This is a genomic window from Streptomyces sp. NBC_01233 (assembly GCF_035989305.1).
GTDB lineage: Bacteria > Actinomycetota > Actinomycetes > Streptomycetales > Streptomycetaceae > Streptomyces.
In genome coordinates this window covers 1661762-1676582 of sequence record NZ_CP108514.1, presented here as the reverse complement: position 1 = coordinate 1676582, position 14821 = coordinate 1661762, and the positions used below count along the sequence as shown (strand labels likewise).

Annotated in this window: 17 protein-coding genes; 9 read left to right on the top strand and 8 right to left on the bottom strand. The window is 70.4% G+C overall.

Going from position 1 to position 14821, the window contains the following annotated elements; genetic code table 11:
* Positions 1-139 precede the first annotated feature (139 nt).
* From fabG to OG332_RS07600, 5 genes are all read left to right on the top strand, one after another.
* Entirely contained in the window at positions 140-901 is a 762-nt protein-coding gene (fabG, locus tag OG332_RS07620) for a 3-oxoacyl-ACP reductase FabG (RefSeq protein WP_266610951.1), read from the top strand.
* Between the two features lie 35 nt (positions 902-936).
* Positions 937-1698 carry an SDR family oxidoreductase gene (locus tag OG332_RS07615; protein WP_327412727.1) on the top strand — a complete coding sequence of 254 codons (762 nt, stop codon included), beginning with the start codon at positions 937-939 and terminating at the stop codon, positions 1696-1698.
* 152 nt (positions 1699-1850) lie between these two features.
* Positions 1851-3434 (top strand): ABC transporter substrate-binding protein, encoded by a 1584-nt coding sequence (locus tag OG332_RS07610; RefSeq protein ID WP_327412726.1) that lies wholly within the window; start codon positions 1851-1853, stop codon positions 3432-3434.
* Positions 3435-3544: 110 nt separating this feature from the next.
* On the top strand, positions 3545-4213 hold the full coding sequence (locus tag OG332_RS07605; protein WP_327419139.1) for a uracil-DNA glycosylase: 669 nt from the start codon (positions 3545-3547) through the stop codon (positions 4211-4213).
* 96 nt (positions 4214-4309) lie between these two features.
* Entirely contained in the window at positions 4310-4846 is a 537-nt protein-coding gene (locus OG332_RS07600; protein ID WP_327412725.1) for a hypothetical protein, read from the top strand.
* 44 nt (positions 4847-4890) lie between these two features.
* Here the strand turns inward: OG332_RS07600 and OG332_RS07595 are convergent, their stop codons facing one another.
* Both OG332_RS07595 and OG332_RS07590 read right to left on the bottom strand, forming a co-directional pair.
* Positions 4891-5418 carry a hypothetical protein gene (locus OG332_RS07595; protein ID WP_327412724.1) on the bottom strand — a complete coding sequence of 176 codons (528 nt, stop codon included), beginning with the start codon at positions 5416-5418 and terminating at the stop codon, positions 4891-4893.
* A 117-nt stretch (positions 5419-5535) separates the two neighbouring features.
* Positions 5536-6060 carry a DinB family protein gene (locus tag OG332_RS07590; protein ID WP_327412723.1) on the bottom strand — a complete coding sequence of 175 codons (525 nt, stop codon included), beginning with the start codon at positions 6058-6060 and terminating at the stop codon, positions 5536-5538.
* 84 nt (positions 6061-6144) lie between these two features.
* Between OG332_RS07590 and OG332_RS07585 the strand changes: the two genes are divergently transcribed.
* Entirely contained in the window at positions 6145-7050 is a 906-nt protein-coding gene (locus tag OG332_RS07585; protein WP_327412722.1) for a Gfo/Idh/MocA family protein, read from the top strand.
* Here OG332_RS07585 and lnt read toward each other — a convergent pair.
* From lnt to OG332_RS07560, 5 genes are all read right to left on the bottom strand, one after another.
* On the bottom strand, positions 6995-8569 hold the full coding sequence (gene lnt, locus OG332_RS07580; RefSeq protein WP_327412721.1) for an apolipoprotein N-acyltransferase: 1575 nt from the start codon (positions 8567-8569) through the stop codon (positions 6995-6997). The two genes, OG332_RS07585 and lnt, sit on opposite strands and share 56 nt — an antisense overlap.
* 42 nt (positions 8570-8611) lie before the next feature.
* Entirely contained in the window at positions 8612-9079 is a 468-nt protein-coding gene (locus OG332_RS07575) for a nuclear transport factor 2 family protein (protein WP_327412720.1), read from the bottom strand.
* Positions 9080-9148: 69 nt separating this feature from the next.
* Positions 9149-9325, bottom strand: coding sequence for a hypothetical protein (locus OG332_RS07570; RefSeq protein WP_319729209.1), 177 nt, complete (start codon positions 9323-9325; stop codon positions 9149-9151).
* A 123-nt stretch (positions 9326-9448) separates the two neighbouring features.
* Positions 9449-10327: an undecaprenyl-diphosphate phosphatase gene (locus OG332_RS07565; protein WP_327412719.1), complete on the bottom strand. Its 879-nt coding sequence runs from the start codon at positions 10325-10327 to the stop codon at positions 9449-9451.
* Positions 10328-10375: 48 nt separating this feature from the next.
* Positions 10376-11104 (bottom strand): TVP38/TMEM64 family protein, encoded by a 729-nt coding sequence (locus OG332_RS07560; RefSeq protein WP_327412718.1) that lies wholly within the window; start codon positions 11102-11104, stop codon positions 10376-10378.
* A 49-nt stretch (positions 11105-11153) separates the two neighbouring features.
* Between OG332_RS07560 and OG332_RS07555 the strand changes: the two genes are divergently transcribed.
* The gene (locus tag OG332_RS07555; protein WP_327412717.1) at positions 11154-11879 is read left to right on the top strand and encodes a DNA alkylation repair protein; all 726 of its coding nucleotides are present in this window, start codon (positions 11154-11156) and stop codon (positions 11877-11879) included.
* 25 nt (positions 11880-11904) lie between these two features.
* On the opposite strand, the gene OG332_RS07550 is transcribed toward OG332_RS07555, so the two are convergent.
* Positions 11905-12096: a hypothetical protein gene (locus OG332_RS07550; protein WP_327412716.1), complete on the bottom strand. Its 192-nt coding sequence runs from the start codon at positions 12094-12096 to the stop codon at positions 11905-11907.
* A gap of 539 nt (positions 12097-12635) precedes the next feature.
* Between OG332_RS07550 and OG332_RS07545 the strand changes: the two genes are divergently transcribed.
* On the top strand, positions 12636-13214 hold the full coding sequence (locus OG332_RS07545) for a recombinase family protein (RefSeq protein WP_327412715.1): 579 nt from the start codon (positions 12636-12638) through the stop codon (positions 13212-13214).
* 335 nt (positions 13215-13549) lie between these two features.
* Positions 13550-14761 (top strand): helix-turn-helix domain-containing protein, encoded by a 1212-nt coding sequence (locus OG332_RS07540; protein WP_327412714.1) that lies wholly within the window; start codon positions 13550-13552, stop codon positions 14759-14761.
* Positions 14762-14821: the final 60 nt, after the last annotated feature.

Below are 14821 nucleotides of genomic sequence, written 5' to 3'. Positions count from 1 at the left end.
CCGTCGCCTCGAACAGCGGCGCGTCCCAAAGTGCCGCCGTTGACACCGGGTGCCGCGGCTCCTAGCGTCTCCTCAGCTGAAGCTACTAAGCGGTTGCTCACCTCTGGGCGGCCGTCTCTCAAGGGCGAGGAGATCCAGCATGTCCACCACCGAGCAGCGCGTCGCGATCGTGACCGGGGCGGCCCGGGGCATCGGCGCGGCCACCGCCGTACGCCTGGCCGCCGAGGGCCGGGCCGTCGCCGTACTCGACCTCGACGAGGCGGCCTGCAAGGACACCGTGGAGGCGATCACGGCCGCCGGCGGCAAGGCCCTGGCGGTCGGCTGCGACGTCTCCGACGGCGCGCAGGTGGAGGCCGCCGTCGCGCGCGTCGCGAGCGAGCTCGGCGCCCCGACCATCCTGGTCAACAACGCCGGTGTGCTGCGCGACAACCTGCTCTTCAAGATGAGCGAGACCGACTGGGACACGGTCATGAACGTGCACCTGCGCGGTGCCTTCCTGATGTCCAAGGCCTGTCAGAAGTACATGGTGGAGGCCAAGTTCGGCCGCATCGTGAACCTCTCCAGCAGCTCGGCGCTCGGCAACCGCGGCCAGGTCAACTACTCCGCCGCCAAGGCAGGTCTGCAGGGCTTCACCAAGACCCTGGCCATCGAGCTCGGCAAGTTCGGCGTCACGGCCAACGCCGTCGCCCCCGGTTTCATCGTCACCGAGATGACCGCCCAGACGGCCGCCCGCGTCGGCATGGGCTTCGAGGACTTCCAGGCGGCGGCCGCCACCCAGATCCCCGTCCAGCGCGTCGGCCGCCCGGACGACATCGCCAACGCCATCGCCTTCTTCACCGGCGAGGCGGCCGGCTTCGTCTCCGGCCAGGTCATGTACGTCGCCGGCGGCCCGCTCAACTGACGAGCGAAGAGATCACGAGAGGCAGGGCGCACGTCATGACGTACGACGGTATCGACAGCGGCAAGGTCGCACTGATCACCGGCGCGAGCCGGGGCATCGGCTACGGCATCGCCGAGGCGCTGGTCGCGCGCGGCGACCGGATCTGCATCACCGGACGCAACGAGGAGGCACTCAAGGAGGCCGTGGAGCGGCTCGGTGCGGACCGGGTGATCGGGGTCGCCGGCAAGGCGCACGACGAGGCACACCAGGCCGTCGCCGTCGAGCGCACGATGGAGGCCTTCGGCCGCGTCGACTTCCTGGTGAACAACGCGGGCACCAATCCGGTCTTCGGGCCGATCGCGGACCTGGACCTCGGGGTGGCCCGCAAGGTCTTCGAGACCAATGTGATCTCGGCGCTCGGCTTCGCCCAGCGGACCTGGCACGCCTGGCAGAAGGACAACGGCGGAGCGATCGTGAACATCGCCTCCATCGCCGGCATCTCGGCCTCGCCCTTCATCGGGGCGTACGGGATGAGCAAGGCCGCCATGGTCAACCTCACCCTCCAGCTCGCCCACGAGATGGCACCGGGTGTCCGGGTCAACGCGATCGCCCCCGCGGTGGTCAAGACCAAGTTCGCGCAGGCGCTCTACGAGGGCCGGGAACAGGAGGCCGCTGCCGCCTATCCGCTCGGTCGGCTGGGGCACCCGGAGGACATCGGAGGGGCCGCCGCGTTTCTTACATCTGCACAAGCGGAATGGATCACGGGCCAAACTCTGGTCGTCGACGGTGGGATGTTCCTCAATGCTGGAGTGCACTGACCGATAATCGGACACATTTACCTCCGAAAGGGAGGCAAATGTGTATCGAATGTGCACGGAACCGGTCAAGTGCCCCACGAAACCACCCCATTGGATTCGTGGGGCACTGCGGTAGGGTCTGCCGCACCCCTGGCTGATCGAGGAGCGTGCACGTGTTCAACCGGACCAGATGCCTGCAGATCACTGCGGCCCTTGCGTCCATATCCCTGCTCGCCGGATGCGGCCTGCTGTCGGAGGACAACGACGAGGACGCCAAGAGGATCGTCGTCGGCACCACGAGCGCACCGAGCACCCTCGATCCCGCTGCCGCGTGGGACGGCTCCTGGGAGCTGTACCGGAACGTCTACCAGACGCTGCTGGCGTTCCCCACGGGTTCCACCAAGCCCCAGCCCGACGCCGCCCAGAACTGCGAGTTCACGGACGGCGCGAGCCAGGCCTACCGGTGCACCCTGCGCAAGGGCCTGAAGTTCTCCAACGGCGAGCCGCTCGACGCCAAGGCCGTCAAGCACTCCCTCGAGCGCATCAAGACGATCGGCTCCAAGGTCGGCCCGAAGGACCTCTTCGGCAGCCTCGACAAGATCGAGACCCCGGACGCCCTGACGGTCGTCTTCCACCTGAACACCTCGGACGCCACCTTCCCGTACGTCCTCGGCTCGCCCGCCGCCTCGCTGGTCGCGCCCAAGGACTACCCCGCCGACAAGGTGCGCCAGGACGGCAAGGTCACCGGCTCCGGCCCGTACGTGCTCGACTCGTACAAGGAGGGCAACGAGGCCGTCCTCAGTGACAACGGGAGCTACACGGGCTTCGCCAACCGCCGTAACAAGGCAGTGACCATCCGCTACTTCCAGGACTCCCAGAAGATGGTCTCGGCCCTGAAGGCCAAGGAGATCGACGCCACCTACCGAGGCCTGTCGGCCACGGAGGTCACGGACCTGCAGACCCCCGCGGCGCACGCGCAGGGCGTCCAGGTCGTCGAGAACGTCGGCGCCGAGATCCGCTACCTGGTCTTCAACCCCAAGGACCCCGCCGTCAACAAGCTCGCGGTCCGCCAGGCGATCGCCCAGACCGTCGACCGCGGGACCCTCGTCTCCAAGGTCTACCAGGGCACCGCGGAGCCGCTGTACTCGATGGTTCCCAAGGGCGTGGTCGGCCACAAGACGCCGTTCTACGACAAGTACGGCGCCGCGGACGTCGCCAAGGCCAAGAAGATCCTCAAGGACGCCGGGGTCCCCACGCCGGTCGACCTGACCTTCTGGTACACCACCGACCGGTACGGCTCCTCCACCGCCGAGGAGTTCACCGAGCTCAAGCGCCAGCTCGACGAGAGCCAGCTCTTCCGGATCACCCTGCGCAGCCAGCCCTGGAAGGCCTTCCAGGAGGGCTACAAGGGCCAGGAGTACCCGGTCTTCGGCCGAGGCTGGTTCCCCGACTTCCCCGACCCGGACAACTTCATCGCGCCGTTCGTCGGCAAGGAGAACGCGGTCGGTACCCCGTACGAGCCCACGGAGATCCTGACCGACCTGCTGCCCAAGTCCCGCCGCGACGGAGACCGCTCCGCCGGGGTCCAGCAGTTCGAGAAGGCACAGCAGATCTTCGCCGAGGACGTCCGGCTGCTGCCCCTGTGGCAGGGCAAGCTGTACGTCGCCGCGCAAGAGGACATCGCGGGCGCCGAGCGGGCGCTGGACCCGCAGACCGCCATGCAGATGTGGGAGCTGTACCGCAAGACCAGCTGGTAGCGGCCCCGCCCGGGGCACCGGCCCCGGGCGGCCGACGCGTTGTCAGTGGCCCCCGGTAGGTTCTGGAGCAGTTGCACGAACTTGTACCGGAGGTTTTCGCCGTGACCCAGATGCTGCCCGAGTCCTGGCTCCCCGTCCTCGGAGGGGAGCTGGACCAGCCCTACTTCAAAGAACTCACCGAGTTCGTCGAGAAGGAACGGGCGAACGGGCCGGTCTACCCGCCCCGCGAGCAGGTGTTCGCGGCCCTGGAGGCCACTCCCTTCGAGAAGGTGAAGGTGCTGGTCCTGGGCCAGGACCCCTACCACGGCGCGGGCCAGGGTCACGGCCTGTGCTTCTCCGTGCAGCCCGGGGTCAAGACCCCGCCGTCGCTGCGCAACATCTACAAGGAGATGAAGGAGGAGCTCGGCCTGCCGGTCCCGGACAACGGGTACCTGATGCCGTGGGCCCAGCAGGGCGTCCTGCTGCTCAACGCGGTCCTCACCGTCCGGGAGGCCGAGCCCAATTCGCACAAGGGCAAGGGCTGGGAGAAGTTCACCGACGCCGTGATCCGCGCGGTGTCCGAGCGGCCCGACCCGGCCGTCTTCGTCCTCTGGGGCGCCTACGCCCAGAAGAAGATCCCGCTGATCGACGAGGAGCGGCACGTCGTGGTCAAGGGGGCCCACCCCTCCCCGCTGTCGGCCAAGAAGTTCTTCGGATCCCGGCCCTTCACGCAGATCAACGAGGCCATCGCCGCCCAGGGCCATGAGCCGATCGACTGGCGGATCCCGGACCTCGGCTGACGTCCGACCGCGCCTCGGCGCCATTGCCGCCACCTCCGGCTAGCTTCGTGATGATCAGACCCGGAGCAGGTCTGGCGGAGCAAGCCGGAGGCCGCGGTGACGGAGCAGCAGGAGGCGTCGGAGGACGCCGTCATGACCAGGATCGGCCAGGCGGTCATCCTGCTGCACGCCGGGGACCGCGAGGAGGCCCGCAACCGGCTCGGTGCGATCTGGTCGGAGATCGGCGAGGAGGGGGACGACCTCCACCGCTGCACCCTCGCCCACTACATGGCCGACGCCCAGGACGATCCCGCCGACGAACTGGCCTGGGACCTGCGGGCCCTGACCGCCGCCGAAGCCCTGGGCGACCGGCCCGCCACCGGGGCCCGGGACGGGGGGACGGCGCCGCGGGAGCCGCATCTCGCGATGCGCGTGTTCTACCCGTCCCTGCACCTCAGCCTGGCCGCCGACTACGTGAAGCTGCAGCGTCCGGAGGCCGCCCGGGTCCACCTGGCGCGGGCCCGGGCGGCCACCGGGAACCTCCCGGACGACGGGTACGGGAACGGCGTGCGCGAGGCCATCGCACGGCTGGACCGGCGCCTGGCCACGGAACCGGGCGCCGGGCCCCGGCCGTTCCCGGAGCAGTCCCCGTAGGGGCGCCGCGGCGCGGCCCGATCCCGAAGGGCGGGCCCTGGCGGTCAGCCGTCGCGGACGCCCGCGCAGATGCGGGCCTCCGGGCTGTCCGGGTGCCAGCGGCCGTGCCGGCGGCCCAGCGCGCACACGTCGGCCGGCCGCACCGGCAGCTTCCGTACCAGTTCGCGCTCCACCTCGCCATCGCGCCGGGAATGCTCAGGGCGGCCGCCGGGACGCCCGGACGCGGGCTCGGCGGGCTTCGGCGGCTCCGGGATGTCAGGGACCGGCGGCACGTCCGGTGCGGGCCCGCCGGAGGGGCCCTGGCCGGGCTGCCGGGCGGACGGCCGGGCGGGCGCGGGGGCCACCGGGTGAGCGGGCTGCTCCGGGACCGCTTTCAGCGCCTCCAGGGCGGGCGCCTGGACGACCACGGGGGCGGCCCCGGGCCTGCCGCGCGGCTCGTGGCGGGGCGCCTCGCCGGCGGGGACCGCCGCCGGCTGCACGGGACCGGGGCTCACGTTCACACAGCCGGAGACGGCCGAGACGGCACAGGCGACTCCGAGGAGCAGGGTTGTCGTGGTTCGGGTTGGATGCACCCGCGCAACTCTGCTGTGCGGGGACCTCGTTGCGGAAACCCGGAGCGGATATTCACCCCGCACGGGTGACGGCGAGCGGGGTGTCCGGCGGATCCGGCCCGGCCCGGAAGCCGGGTTCTAGTCGCCCGTGGCTCCGTCTATCTGCTCGCGCAGCAGGTCCGCGTGGCCGTTGTGGCGCGCGTACTCCTCGATCATGTGGGTGTAGACCCAGCGCAGGCTGAAGACCTCGCCGCGGTGGTGGCTCTCGGCCTGCGACAGCAGGTCCAGCGAACGGCCCGAGGCGGCCTGGCGCGCCAGTTCGACCTCGGTCTGCCACACCTGCTCGTTCTCGGCCCAGGTGGCGTCGTCGCTGAAGTGGAAGTCGCCGTCCGGGTCCTCGTCGGTGCAGTACAGCTCAGGAAGGTCCGCGCCGAGCATGATCTCCCGGAACCAGTACCGCTCCACCTCCGCCATGTGCCGTACGAGGCCCAGGAGGCTCAACTCGGAGGGCGCGAGCGGGGTGCGGCGCAGCTGCTCGTCCTGGAGCCCCTCGCACTTCCAGGCGAGGGTCGCGCGGTGGTAGTCGAGCCAGCCGTCCAGCATGTCCCGCTCGTCGGCGGTGGTCGCGGGCTCGGTGCGATGTGATCCAGAACTGGTGGTCATGAGGGACATCCTCGGTGAACCGGGCCCCTGCCACCAGGGATTAAGCTGCTGAAGTCCCACAAGGATCAACCTGGAGGTCTCCCGGTGAAGGTCGGCTGCATCGGACTCGGCGACATCGCGCAGAAGGCGTACCTGCCCGTCCTGACCACCCGCCCGGGCCTCGAGCTGCACCTGCAGACCCGCACTCCCGCCACGCTGGAGCGGGTCGGCGAGATCCACCACGTCCCCGCCGCGCGCCGGCACACCGACCTCGACGCGCTGCTGGCCGAGGGGCTCGACGCCGCCTTCGTGCACGCCTCGACCGCGGCCCACCCCGAGATCGTCACGCGACTGCTCCGGGCCGGCGTGCCGACGTACGTGGACAAGCCGCTCGCCTACGAGCTCGCGGACTCGGTGCGGCTGGTGGAACTGGCCGAGGAGCAGGGGGTCTCGCTCGTCGTCGGCTTCAACCGCCGTCACGCGCCCGCCTACGCGCAGTGCGCCGACCACCCGCGCGATCTGATCATCATGCAGAAGAACCGGGTCGGGCTGCCCGAGGACCCGCGCACGCTGGTCCTGGACGACTTCATCCACGTCGTCGACACCCTGCGCTTCCTGCTCCCCGGCGCGACCGACCACGTCGACGTCCGGGCCGTGGTGCGCGAGGGGCTGATGCACCAGGTCGTGCTCCAGCTGTCCGGCGACGGCTTCACCGCGCTCGGCATCATGAACCGGCTGTCCGGCTCCACCGAGGAGATCCTGGAGGTCTCAGGCCGGGACACCAAGCGGCAGGTCGTCAACCTCGCCGAGGTCATCGACCACAAGGGCCAGCCGACCGTGCGGCGCCGCGGGGACTGGGTGTCCGTCGCCCGCCAGCGCGGCATCGAGCAGGTCGTGGACCACTTCTTCGAGGCCGTCGAGACCGGCAAGACCCTCAGCGCGCGGGACGCACTGCTCACCCACCAGTTGTGCGAGCAGGTGGTGAAGTCGGCTCTGGAGCAGGCCTCCTGAGCGAACGGACGCCCGCCACCGCGCAGTACACCGCGAGCGCGGCGAGGGAGGCCCCCACCGGCCAGTCCCCGAAGCGGCCGTAGAGGGTCGTGCCCCGGGCGAGCGGGACCTCGTACACCGCCGCCGCGCTCGCGGAGGTCGGCAGGGCCGCGCCGATCCGCTCGCCGGAGGGGCCGTGCACGACGCTGATGCCTGTGAGGGTGGCGTGCACCATCGGGCGGCCGTTCTCGGCGGCGCGCAGGGCCGCCAGCGAGGCGTGCTGGGCCGGGGCCCAGCTCTCCTGGAAGGTGGACGTCGCCGACTGGGCGATGAGCAGCGAGGCCCCGTCGAGGGTCAGGCGCCGGCTCATGTCGGGGAAGGCCGACTCGAAGCAGACCAGGGGACCGAGGCGGACACCGGTGGGGGCGCCGGCCCCGTCCGGTCGCGCGGGCAGGTCCATGACCACCGGGGCCGCGCCGGGCACCCGGTCCTCGCCGGCCGCCTTTCCGACCGAAGTGGCCCAGCCGAGCAGCGCCCGGGCCGGTACGTACTCCCCGAAGGGGACGAGCCGCATCTTGTCGTACCGGTCGCCGGTGGGCCCTCCGGGGCCCACGAGCACCGCGCTCTTGTAGATCCCCGGCCGGTCCGCCCGCCGCGCGTCCACGTTGACCAGCAGCGGAGCCCCCACCTCCGCCGACAGCGAGGCCAGCCGCCGGGCCAGGTCCGGGCGGGCCGTCAGGTCCTCGCCGACGCTGCTCTCGCCCCACACCACGAGGTCGACCCGCTGCCCGGCCAGCGGCCGGGTCAGCCGCTCACCGACCGAGAACCGTCGCTCCACGCTGTCCGGGCCGTCCGGCACCGGGCCCGGCTGTACGACGGCCACGCGCAGCCGGCCGGACTCCGCGGGGCCCGCCGCCCACACCCACACCACCGCCGTCAGCACCGCGCACCCCGTGATCCCCGCCACCGCCGGGATCCGCGCCCCCGGCACCGCCAGCAGCAGCACCAGGGCACAGTTCACCGCCACCACCAGCAGGCTGACCAGCCACACGCCGCCCACGGAGGCCAGCCGCAGCGCGGGCGGCACCTGCCACTGACTGGCTCCCAGCAGCCCCCACGGCCCGCCCAGCCCCTGCCAGGACCGGACCAGCTCCGACAGCAGCCAACCCGCCGGTACGAGGACCAGCGCGGACACCGCCCGGCCGGCCGACGGGACCCCCCCGAGCAGCTCCCGCACCAGGAGCGCCCAGGGGATCCAGAGCAGCCCCAGCAGCGCGGCCACCGGAATCAGGAAGACGTGCAGGCTGGGCAGCAGCCAGTGGTGGACGGCCACGATGAACCCCGCGCCGCCGAGCCAGCCCTCCAGGGCAGCCCGCCGCCCGGTGGGGGCCGACCTCAGCAGCAGCATCCAGGGCGCGAGGGCGACGTACGCGAACCACCACAGCGCGGGGGCGGGGAAGGCGAGGGCGGGCAGCGCTCCGGCGGCGACCGCGGCGGGCGCGCGCCACCGACGCATCCACTCGTTCCGCATCGCGATCATGGCGCCTCCGCCTCCAGTCTGGCAGTGCAGGGCCGGGCAGGCTCAGGCGGACATGTGCCGCCACGTCTCGTGCACGGTGACGCGGGTGAGCCGCCAGCCGTCACGGGTGCGGGCCAGCGCGAAGGCGTAGCGTCCGGCGGCGACGAAGTTGGGAGCGGTGACGGCAGGATCGGACTCCGGCCCCGCCAGGCGCATCGGGTTGAGGAAGTCCGCCCGGACCTCGGCGCTGTCGCCGGGCGAACCGCCCAGGTCCTCCAGCCGGACGAGCCGGTTGACGATCAGGTGCTGACGTACGGGGAAGAGCTTCATGGTCTGCGCGAGCCAGTCCGCGACCTCCCCCGCCGAACCCTCGATCCCGCCCGCCGAGCTGTAGTCGACCCGCCCGGAGGCGGTGAAGAGGGCGCGGTAGGCGGCCCAGTCGCCGTCGTCGACGGCCACCGCGTAGCCCGTGACCACTTCGTCGATCGCCAGCCGGTCCATTACCGTCGCGAGATCCACACGCTGAGTCATCGGGTCAGTGTGGGGCTGCACGGGCCCGAGGCCAAGGGGCGTGCGCGGACCGGATCTTCCCGCGGGCGCTCAGTGACCGGAACGGGCCTCCCGCTGGCGGACCACGACGAGGAACGCGTCGCTGTCCAGATCCATGACCACCTCGGCCGGCACCCCCTCCCGCATGCGCTGCGCCGCGTACTCCTCGGCGGGCCAGCTCCCCCTCGGACTTCCGGCCGGAAAACGCTCCAGCACCACTCGACCCATGGGACACCCCCTGCTTGCTTGCCTTCCGGTCTCTTCAGGTCTCTTCAGGCACAACGACGCGGAAGCCGCCCGGGAACGTTCCCGAGCGGCTTCCGGTTCACGCGAAGGGGTAGATCGGTCCTGCTAGGAGCCGGACTCGCCCGCGTGCGGGCTCAGCACGTCCGCGCCGATCAGCACGAACAGCAGGATGCCGAGCAGGATCCGGTAGATCACGAAGGGCATGAAGCTCTTGGTGGTAATGAAGCGCATGAACCACGCGATCACGGCGTAGCCCACGAAGAAGGCGATGACCGTGGCGAAGATCGTCGGACCCCAGGAGATGTGGCCCGGCTCCTCGACCACGTCCAGGATCTCGAACGCTCCCGAGGCCAGGACGGCCGGGATGGCGAGGAGGAAGGAGTACCGCGCCGCGGCTTCGCGGGTGAAGCCCAGCAGCAGACCGCCGGAGATCGTCGCGCCGGACCGGGAGACGCCCGGGATCAGGGCCATCGCCTGGCAGGCGCCGAAGATCAGGCCGTCCTTGACGCTGAGCTCCTTGAGCGTCTTGCGCTCGCGGATGGCGCGGTGCCGGCCGCCCTCCTCGTCGCGTGCGGCCAGCCGGTCGGCGACGCCGAGCACGATGCCCATCACGATGAGGGTGGTCGCCGTCAGCCGCAGGTCACGGGCCGGGCCCACGATCGCGTCCTTGAAGACCAGACCGAGGACGCCGATCGGGATCGAGCCGACGATCACCAGCCAGCCCATCTTGGCGTCCTGCTCGGAGCGCAGGGCCTTTGTGTACAGGGAACGGAACCAGGTGGAGATGATCCGCGCGATGTCCTTGCGGAAATAGATCAGGACGGCGGCCTCGGTGCCGATCTGGGTGATCGCGGTGAAGGCCGCTCCTGGGTCGTGCCAGCCGGCGAACGCCGCGGTCAGCCGCAGGTGGGCGCTGGAGGAGATCGGGAGGAACTCCGTAAGCCCCTGGACGAGACCGAGGATTAGGGATTCGAACCAGCTCATGTCGGGGTGCGCTCGTCCTTGTGATCGTCGGGCAGTTCGCGTCCGATGCTAGAGCCCGTGCGAAGTGCCACTGACCACGGGGGGGTGCTGGGGCGTCAGTTCGTACGCCGAATCCCGGGATCGCGGGGGTGCCAGGCGGTGCCGCTTGCGCCAGGCGACGGCCCCGGCCGCCACCACCGAGACCACGATGAAGGCGAAGGAGACCAGGAAGGCGGGCGAACCGGGGGAGGAGGCGCTGGCCCCGGCGATCACGTACGCGGTGGTGTTCGGCACGACGCCGAGCGCCGTCGCGAGGAGGAAGGGGATCCAGCCGCAGCGGGACACCGCCGCGCAGTAGTTGGCCACCACGAAGGGCACACCGGGAAAGAGCCGGACGGCGAGCATCGAGCGGAAGCCGTGCCGGCTGAGCTGGCCGTCCGCCGCCTCGAGCCAGCGGCCGCGCAGGTACGGGCGCAAAGCCTCCTGGCCCATGATCCGGCCGAGGCCGAAGGCGATCCCGGCGCCGAGGACGGTGCCGCCGACCGCTGCGACGAGGCCGAACTGGGTGCCGAAGACGGCTCCCGCGGCCAGGTTCAGCAGGGGGCGCGGTACGAAGGCCGCGGCGCACACACCGTACGCGGCTGCGAACAGCAGGACCGCCGTGCCCACCGGGAGGCCCGGGGGCCAGCCCTCCGAGAGCAGGCGCTGGGGCTCGAACAGCAGCACGCACACGCCGGCCGCCACCAGCAGCACGACGAGCAGCGACAGCCGGGTCCACGGCGCGAGGAGGAGGGACATCCCGGGAGAGTAGCCGACGTATGCGGCGTCGCGCCGTAATCTGGGCCTCATGCTGTCGAACGACCGGCGGCCCCCGAGGGTTCCCGGCAGCCCCCTCGCGGACACCCTCCTGGACCGGCTGACCAGGACGTACGCGGCAGCCGCCGACCCCGCGCGGGCCGCGGCGATGACCGCGTACATGAAGGGCGTCGCACCCTTTCTCGGCATCCCGACGCCGCGGCGCCGGGAACTGTCGAAGGCCGTGACCCGGGACACCCCCACACCGTCGGAGGGGGACTGCACGGCGCTCGCGCTGCGCTGCTGGCGGCTCCCCGAGCGCGAGTACCACTACTTCGCGGTGGACTACCTGCGCCGCCACGTCCCCCGGTGCTCCTCCGGCTTCCTGCCGGTGATCCGGCATCTGATCGTCACCGTCCCCTGGTGGGACACCGTCGACCTGCTGGCCGCGCACGCGGTCGGCCCGCTGGTGGCAGCCGACCCGGAGCTGGCGGAGGTGATGGACGAGTGGATCGAGGACGAGGACCTCTGGCTCGTCCGCGCCGCCCTGCTGCACCAGCTCCGCTACAAGGCCGCCACCGACACCGGGCGCCTCTTCGCCTACTGCCGTCGCCGGGCCGGCCACCCGGACTTCTTCCTGCGCAAGGCCATCGGATGGTCCCTGCGGGAGTACGCGAAGACCGACCCCGGCGCGGTGCGCGCCTTCGTCGAGGCCGAACGCGCAAACCTGGCCCCGCTGTCCGTGCGCGAGGCGCTCAAGAACCTTCCCGCCGCGTAGGGATCGGCCCTCGGCGCCGAAGGGGCTATCGGCCCTCCTGGACCGCCAGCTCCTTCCGGACGTCGGGAGTGTCCTCGTGGACGCGCCACTCGACGACCTGACCGTCCCGGATCCGGGCGGTCCAGAGCGCGGTCCGGCGAGGCCCTGTCGATATCGCACGTCCGCTGATCCACCACATGCGCGAGGTGGCGTCAGAGGTGGAGTCCGCTTCGGACACTCGGGCAACTCAGCTCCTCTCGCTGGCTTCACAGTTCGACGCCTTCCGTGCCCCGCTGAACGATCCGGCGTCATGGGTGCGGAACCTTGGCTCTGCGCCGCATGGCGTGCACGTACGTACCACTGCGGCATGGGAAGCGTTCGTGACTGCGGAACCCGTCTTGGCTCGTTCGCTGGGTGCAGTGACGGGGAAGCGCGCTCTGTTCGCTGCGATGGACAAGCGGTTTGGTGTGCGCCGGAAGCTGGCCGGCTATGAGGGTTGGCGGGGCGTCGCGCTGCCGGAGTGACCCCCCCAGGGGGGGCACCCTCGGGCCGTCTCAGCCATGAGCGGCAGTGAGAGAAAACTCCCTGATGGCTAGTCAGGACGTTTGCGCGGGATGATCGTTGCAGTGCGTGACCGCCGATGAGGCGTCCATCAAACGATGGTTTATGAGACGGTCGCGTTGACGATGTCAGGGGCCCGAATTGGTGTCCACTACCCGTCTCAAAACCTCCCTGAAACCCTTGAGGTTCTGAGATGAGTTGTGAGACGATGTGGTCATGAACACGAACGCGGGACACCTCATCGGTTACGCACGGGTCAGCACGGATGACCAGGAAGCTCAGCTCCAGCACGACGCGCTTGCGGCAGCGGGTTGCGCACGGGTCTTCACGGACAAGGCGAGCGGCAAGAACACGGACCGCCCTGAGCTTGCCGTCGTTCTCGACTACGTGCGCGCCGGGGACACCCTGTGTGTGTGGAAGCTGGACAGATTCGCTCGCTCGCTGATCGACCTGGTGAACATGGTGGACGCTCTCGCTGCCCGTGGGGTCGGGTTCAAGGTGCTGACGGGTGCGCTGGCGTCGATCGATCCGAACACGCCGGACGGACGGCTCATGCTTCAGGTGGTGGGCGCCATGGCGGAGTTTGAGCGGAGCCTGATCAAGGACCGGACGCGTGCGGGTCTGGACGCTGCCAGGGCTCAGGGGCGTGTGGGTGGCCGTCCGGCCGTGATGGACGCTGACAAGCTCGCTGCGGCGAAGGCTCGCAAGGCTCAGGGCGAGAGCGTCACAGCCATCGCCAAGGCTCTCAAGGTGTCCCGCGCGACGCTGTACCGGGCGCTGGACGAGAGCAAGTAGTCCACCTTCCGAGAGACCGTCTACCCCTCTGCGGGTGGACGGTTTTTCTGTTGTCCGGGCGGGGTGGGGCGCTGCGAAAGTTGAGCCGGCGAACCGTCCGGCGATCCCGGCTCAAGCTCGGAATGCGTGCGCTAGGTGCAAGCCTTTTTTCCGGGAGCACTGGGCACTTGATCAGCGGGAACACCCCGCAAGCCACTTCAGAACGACCCTGTTAAGGGGCGGGGAGGGGGTCCGTAAGGGGTAGATCAGGGACCGCAACGTGATGGCGGGCCGCTCCCCGTACGGGTTTTGACGTCGATCACACAGACGCGCCGCTCGGGCGTAGCTTCTGTTTCATGGCTACTGAGCACCTGGGCGACCGCATGGCCAGACTGCGCCGCCTCGCTGACCTCACCCAAGAGGGACTTGCCGAGCGCTCCGGCGTGTCCGTGGACGTGATCCGAAAGCTAGAGCAGCACCGGAAGCACAGCGCACGCCTGCCCACCTTGCATTCACTCGCCAAGGGGCTCGGCGTGGAGCTGACGGGTCTGCTGGGAGATCCGCCCGGCGTACCGTCCAGCGGCGATGCCGAACCGCCTCAGCTCGTTGCCGTACGACGCGCGATCATGCCGCCCCTGTTCGCTCCGCCCGTTGAGCCGACGGGGGTTGAACGGCTCTCGCTGCCCCTTCTGCGGGCTGAACTGGCGGAGGGGTGGACGCTGTACCACGCAGCTGAGTTCGGCCGTCTCATGGACGTTCTGCCGGGCATCATCGCTGACGCGCGCCTACTCGCTGCGGTAGGAAACCCGGAGCAACGCGCTGCCGGTCAAGCAGCACTCGGCAAGGCGCTCCAGCTCGCCGGACACCTGGCGATCCGGCTCGGGAAGACTGACCTGGCACTGTCCGCACTGGAGCGCGCCTATGCTGCTGCCGGAGACTCGTCAGACCCCCTGCTGGCCCCGATGGTCTCCAACTCCGTGGCGTGGGCCTACCAACGCCAGGCCCGGCTGGACGACGCCCGGAGCCTGGCCGTACACGCGGCGGACGGGGTGGAGCGCGAACACACGGGCACGTCGGAGGGTGTCCGTGTGTGGGGCGGCCTGTTGATGTCTGCGGCTACGTCGTACGCCCGCAGCGACGACTACGAGACCGCCAACGACATGATGGTCACGGCGGAGAAGGCAGCCGGCCGCCTGGCGACGCTCCCGCCCCCCGCTGACAGCAAGCTCGTGTCGGTGTTCAACCGATCGTCAGTGCGCATTGAGCGGGTGCGCCTGGCCGTCCAGCACGAACGGCCGGAGGAAGCCCTTTCCTTGGCCAAGGGGATGCGGCTCAGCCCGGACACTCCCCCGTCGTGGCGGACGTGGCTGCTGCTGGACGTGGCCCGAGCCCATACCGACATCGGGGACGCAGCCGGAGCCGTCAAGGCGCTTGAGAAGCTGCGGCAGGTGGCCCCAGGGTGGATGAGGCACCACACCTTGGCCGTAGCGATCGTCTCTGATCTCTGGGCAGGGTCGGCAAGGCCCCCGGGGCTGCGGAAACTGGCGACGTTTCTGGGGGTCGCCTAAGGGCGGAAAAGTAGGACGTTGCGTCCCTGTGTGCTCGCGCTGACCGGCGGGACGATCTCC

Excerpts from the sequence above, each read along its gene's own strand:
- OG332_RS07605 (WP_327419139.1), top strand. The coding sequence starts at position 3,545 with ATGCTGCCCGAGTCCTGGCTCCCCGTCCTCGGAGGGGAGCTGGACCAG.
- OG332_RS07575 (WP_327412720.1), bottom strand. The coding sequence starts at position 9,079 with ATGACTCAGCGTGTGGATCTCGCGACGGTAATGGACCGGCTGGCGATC.
- OG332_RS07590 (WP_327412723.1), bottom strand. The coding sequence starts at position 6,060 with ATGACCACCAGTTCTGGATCACATCGCACCGAGCCCGCGACCACCGCC.
- fabG (WP_266610951.1), top strand. The coding sequence starts at position 140 with ATGTCCACCACCGAGCAGCGCGTCGCGATCGTGACCGGGGCGGCCCGG.
- lnt (WP_327412721.1), bottom strand. The coding sequence starts at position 8,569 with ATGATCGCGATGCGGAACGAGTGGATGCGTCGGTGGCGCGCGCCCGCC.
- OG332_RS07615 (WP_327412727.1), top strand. The coding sequence starts at position 937 with ATGACGTACGACGGTATCGACAGCGGCAAGGTCGCACTGATCACCGGC.
- OG332_RS07560 (WP_327412718.1), bottom strand. The coding sequence starts at position 11,104 with ATGTCCCTCCTCCTCGCGCCGTGGACCCGGCTGTCGCTGCTCGTCGTG.
- OG332_RS07565 (WP_327412719.1), bottom strand. The coding sequence starts at position 10,327 with ATGAGCTGGTTCGAATCCCTAATCCTCGGTCTCGTCCAGGGGCTTACG.
- OG332_RS07545 (WP_327412715.1), top strand. The coding sequence starts at position 12,636 with ATGAACACGAACGCGGGACACCTCATCGGTTACGCACGGGTCAGCACG.
- OG332_RS07540 (WP_327412714.1), top strand. The coding sequence starts at position 13,550 with ATGGCTACTGAGCACCTGGGCGACCGCATGGCCAGACTGCGCCGCCTC.
- OG332_RS07570 (WP_319729209.1), bottom strand. The coding sequence starts at position 9,325 with ATGGGTCGAGTGGTGCTGGAGCGTTTTCCGGCCGGAAGTCCGAGGGGG.
- OG332_RS07555 (WP_327412717.1), top strand. The coding sequence starts at position 11,154 with ATGCTGTCGAACGACCGGCGGCCCCCGAGGGTTCCCGGCAGCCCCCTC.